The following is a 2,541-nucleotide window of genomic DNA, read 5'->3' as shown; positions in this document are numbered from 1 at the left end:
ATAAAAAAAGCCCCTCACTTTCGTGAAGGGCTTTCAAAGAAGGCGGCGACCTACTCTCCCACTTTCGTAGTACCATCGGCGCTGTCGGGCTTAACTGCTCTGTTCGGAATGGGAAGAGGTGAGCCCCGACGCAATAACCACCTTAAGTCGTCGTATGCGTGTTCGCATCGTAATAAAGTAACATATTGAGATAAATAAGTCGAGTATATTTTTTGTATTGATTCTTACTGTTTGTCTTTATGAAAAAGAGTTTGCGCCCCCTGCCCTTTTGCCAAGCAGGGGACTGATGTACATAAGCCTACGGGTTATTAGTACTACTCGGCTATGACATTACTGCCTTTACACCTGTAGCCTATCAACGTGATCGTCTCTCACGACCCTTTAAAGAAATCTCATCTTGTGGCGGGTTTCGCGCTTATATGCTTTCAGCGCTTATCCCTTCCCAACATAGCTACGCTGCAATGCCCTTGGCAGAACAACAGCTACACCAGAGGTTGGTCCAACTCGGTCCTCTCGTACTAGAGTCAGGTCCACTCAAATTTCTAACGCCCACAGTAGATAGAGACCGAACTGTCTCACGACGTTCTGAACCCAGCTCGCGTGCCACTTTAATGGGCGAACAGCCCAACCCTTGGGACCTTCTCCAGCCCCAGGATGTGACGAGCCGACATCGAGGTGCCAAACCCCCCCGTCGATGTGAGCTCTTGGGGGAGATCAGCCTGTTATCCCCGGCGTACCTTTTATCCTTTGAGCGATGGCCCTTCCATACGGAACCACCGGATCACTATGCTCTACTTTCGTACCTGATCGACTTGTAGGTCTCTCAGTCAAGCTCCCTTATGCCATTGCACTCTACGCACGGTTACCAAGCGTGCTGAGGGAACCTTTAGAAGCCTCCGTTACTCTTTTGGAGGCGACCACCCCAGTCAAACTACCCACCACGCACTGTCCTTCTACAAAGAAGTTAGGCTTCAAATAAGTAAAGGGTGGTATTTCAACAATGACTCCACAACACCTGGCGATGCCGCTTCAAAGTCTCCCACCTATCCTACACATCACTTATCCAAAGTCAATACGAAGCTATAGTAAAGGTGCACGGGGTCTTTTCGTCCCACTGCGGGTAATCGGCATCTTCACCGATACTACAATTTCACCGAGCTCATGGCCGAGACAGTGTCCAGATCGTTACACCATTCGTGCAGGTCGGAACTTACCCGACAAGGAATTTCGCTACCTTAGGACCGTTATAGTTACGGCCGCCGTTTACTGGGGCTTCAGTTCAATGCTTCGCCGAAGCTAACATCTCCCCTTAACCTTCCAGCACCGGGCAGGTGTCAGGCCCTATACATCATCTTTCGATTTAGCAGAGCCCTGTGTTTTTGATAAACAGTCGCCTGGACCTTTTCACTGCGGCCTATCTTGCGATAGGCGACCTTTCTCCCGAAGTTACAGGTCTATTTTGCCTAGTTCCTTAGCCATGAATCTCTCGAGCGCCTTAGAATACTCATCCCAACCACCTGTGTCGGTTTACGGTACAGGCTGCATAACTCGCTTTTCTTGGAAGTCGATTCGCTGGATTATCACCGCAGCCGTAGCCTTAGTGTACTATCGGGGTGTTACCACTCCCTTCAACGCACTATTCCGTCAGTGCGCACCAACTATTCGCCTCCGTCACTTTTGTCGTTATGCAGGTACAGGAATATTAACCTGTTGTCCATCCACTACCCCCTTCGGGTTCGCGTTAGGCCCTGACTAACCCTCAGCTGATTAGCATAGCTGAGGAAACCTTGGTTTTTCGGCGTGCGGGTTTCTCGCCCGCATTATCGTTACTTATGCCTACATTTTCTTTTCTATGCGCTCCAGCAAACCTCGCAGTTCACCTTCAACGCCCATAGAATGCTCCCCTACCACTTTTATAAAGTCCATAGCTTCGGTGGTATACTTATGCCCGATTATTATCCATGCTCGATCGCTCGACTAGTGAGCTGTTACGCACTCTTTAAATGAATGGCTGCTTCCAAGCCAACATCCTAGCTGTCTAAGCAATCAAACCGCGTTTATTCAACTTAGTATACACTTGGGGACCTTAGCTGATGGTCCGGGTTCTTTCCCTCTCGGACATGGACCTTAGCACCCATGCCCTCACTGCTGTAAAACATTTTATAGCATTCGGAGTTTGTCAGGAATTGGTAGGCGGTGAAGCCCCCGCATCCAATCAGTAGCTCTACCTCTATAAAACTATTACAACGCTGCACCTAAATGCATTTCGGGGAGTACGAGCTATTTCCGAGTTTGATTGGCCTTTCACCCCTACCCACAGGTCATCCGAAGACTTTTCAACGTCAACCGGTTCGGGCCTCCACTATGTGTTACCACAGCTTCACCCTGCCCATGGGTAGATCACACGGTTTCGCGTCTACCACTACTAACTATAGCGCCCTATTCAGACTCGCTTTCGCTACGGCTCCGTGACTGAATCACTTAACCTCGCTAGCAACGGTAACTCGTAGGCTCATTATGCAAAAGGCACGCCGTCACCCC

The 2,541-nt window shown here is 49.6% G+C and carries 2 rRNA genes; both read right to left on the bottom strand.

The features are described from left to right. Nucleotides 1-37: 37 nt before the first annotated feature. Nucleotides 38-145: ribosomal RNA gene (rrf, locus tag E7Z59_RS15145) — 5S ribosomal RNA — on the bottom strand. Nucleotides 146-288: 143 nt separating this feature from the next. Beyond that, nucleotides 289-2,541, bottom strand: a 23S ribosomal RNA gene (locus E7Z59_RS15140); the annotation flags it as partial.

It is taken from the genome of Robertkochia marina, assembly GCF_004799345.1.
GTDB lineage: Bacteria > Bacteroidota > Bacteroidia > Flavobacteriales > Flavobacteriaceae > Robertkochia > Robertkochia marina.
Note: the sequence above shows the minus strand (reverse complement) of the source record. Positions and strands in the feature narration are given on the sequence as shown.